This window comes from Microbacterium sp. Bi128, assembly GCF_918698205.1.
Genome location: NZ_CAKKMM010001028.1, coordinates 1 through 1,839 on the forward strand (window position 1 = coordinate 1; position 1,839 = coordinate 1,839).

3 protein-coding genes are annotated in these 1,839 nt (G+C 67.4%); all 3 read right to left on the reverse strand.

What is annotated here, in order from left to right:
- A partial coding sequence (locus LQV45_RS29360; RefSeq protein WP_290370350.1) for a cytochrome c biogenesis CcdA family protein occupies nucleotides 1–420 on the reverse strand: 420 nt, incomplete at its 3' end.
- Between the two features lie 12 nt (nucleotides 421–432).
- Entirely contained in the window at nucleotides 433–1,053 is a 621-nt protein-coding gene (locus LQV45_RS29365) for a TlpA disulfide reductase family protein (protein WP_230010599.1), read from the reverse strand.
- 2 nt (nucleotides 1,054–1,055) lie between these two features.
- Nucleotides 1,056–1,721 carry a histidine phosphatase family protein gene (locus LQV45_RS29370; protein ID WP_230010601.1) on the reverse strand — a complete coding sequence of 222 codons (666 nt, stop codon included), beginning with the start codon at nucleotides 1,719–1,721 and terminating at the stop codon, nucleotides 1,056–1,058.
- Nucleotides 1,722–1,839 lie beyond the last annotated feature (118 nt).

The window sequence follows — 1,839 nt, forward strand, 5'->3', positions numbered from 1 at the left end:
CAGCAAGGGCGCGCCCCACAGCCCGGCCGGTGGCTTGGCGTGGATCTTGGCATCGCGCTGGAGCCAGCCGAAGCCGCCCATGAACACGACGCCCATGACGATCACCAGGACGCCCAGCAGCTGGGTGATCCACATGTTCTGCGAGCCCGTGATGAAGCTGCCCAGCTGCCCGAAGGCGCCGCCGAGCAGCACGAAGATCACGGAGAAACCGAGGACGAACAGCCCGATGCCGGCCAGCATGCGCCCGCGCCTTTGCTTCTGCAGGTCGACGCCGGTCAGCCCCGTGACGTAGCCCAGGTATCCGGGCACCAGCGGGAGGACGCAGGGCGAGAGGAAGGAGACCAGTCCGGCCAGCAGCGCGACGGGAATGGCAAGCAGCAGCGATCCGTTCAGGATGGCTTCGGCGAAGGGGCTGTTCACGGTGGGGCCGCGCTACTCGGCCACGGCGGCGGCGATGAGGGATTTCAGGGTGCCCTGCTGGATTTCGCCCAGGACCCGGGAGGCGACGCGGCCGTGCTTGTCCAGCACGAGGGTGGTGGGCACGGCGCCGGGCGGCACGAGGCCGGAGACGGCCAGCAGCACGGCGCCGTCCTTGTCATTGAAGCTCGGGTACGTCAGGTTGAAGGTCTTGTCGAACGCGTCGGCCGTGGCCTTCTCATCGCGCAGGTTGACGCCGAAGAACTGTACGCCCTTGGTCTTGAATTCCTGGTTCAGCGCCTCGAGGGAGGGCGCCTCGACCCGGCAGGGGGCGCAGGCGGCAAACCAGAAGTTCAGCACGGTGACTTTGCCGGGGAAGTCCGCCGACGTGACGGCCGTGCCGTCGAACAGCGTCCCCTTGAGCGCCACGGGGCTCTTGCGGTCCGCGACGGCGAACTCGGTCACGGACCCGTCGCCGGCCACGTAGTTCTTGTTGTCTCCGGCCTTGGCCTGTTTGGCGAGGGCGTCGTCCTGGGCGCAGCCGGAGAGCCCGAACACCGCGGCCAGCGCGGCCCCGCCGGCGGTCAGGACGCTGCGGCGGGACAAAGGCATGTATTCGCGGCGGTTCGCGGCCATGGTCAGGCTCCCGGGGTGCTGGCGGCACCGGGCAGCAGGGCGGCAGCGGGCTCGCTGTAGTCGACGCGCACGAGGCCGCCGGCGTCGTCGAACACCAGGGATGTCAGGGACGTCAGGGTGCATTCGCGCTTGCGCGGGTCGTGCCACAACGGCCGGCCTTCGGCGCTGAGCCGCGTGGCCCAGATGGGCAGCTGGTGGCTGACAAGGATGGCTTCGGCCCCGTTGCCGCCCAGCTCGATGGCACGGATGCGTGCGTCCTGGACGGCCGCGATGACCCGCGCGGCCTGCTCCTTGTACGGCTCACCCCAGGAGGGCCGCAACGGGTTGTACAGCCGGGCCCAGTGTTTGGGACGCAGCAGCTCCGCCTTCGAGACGCGAAGGCCCTCAAAGTAGTTGGCGGCCTCGATGATGCGGGATTCGGTGGCAATCTCCAGGCCCAGGGCGTCGGCGATCGGCTGCGCCGTCTCCTGCGCGCGGGTCAGTGGGGACGCGGCGAGGTGGACGATCCTGGCCCCTTGCGCGGACCGCTCCCTGAAGTGTTCCGCCAGGGTGCGGGCCATCTCCCGGCCGAGTTCGGAGAGGTGGAATTCCGGCAGCCTGCCGTACAGGACACCATCGGGATTGTGGACCTCGCCGTGGCGGAGCAAATGAACAGTGGCTTGGGGCATGTCTACCAGTTTCTCAAAGATGCCGGTCGATCTGAAATCTTCTACGGGAGGTAGAACTGATGAGTTTGGAAAAATGTTCCCCGGAGTTGGAATAAAAGATGCAAATGCATGTTTATAC

Bases quoted from the DNA above. Each gene is read 5' to 3' on its own strand.
- LQV45_RS29365 (WP_230010599.1), bottom strand. From the start codon at position 1,053: ATGGCCGCGAACCGCCGCGAATACATGCCTTTGTCCCGCCGCAGCGTC.
- LQV45_RS29370 (WP_230010601.1), bottom strand. From the start codon at position 1,721: ATGCCCCAAGCCACTGTTCATTTGCTCCGCCACGGCGAGGTCCACAAT.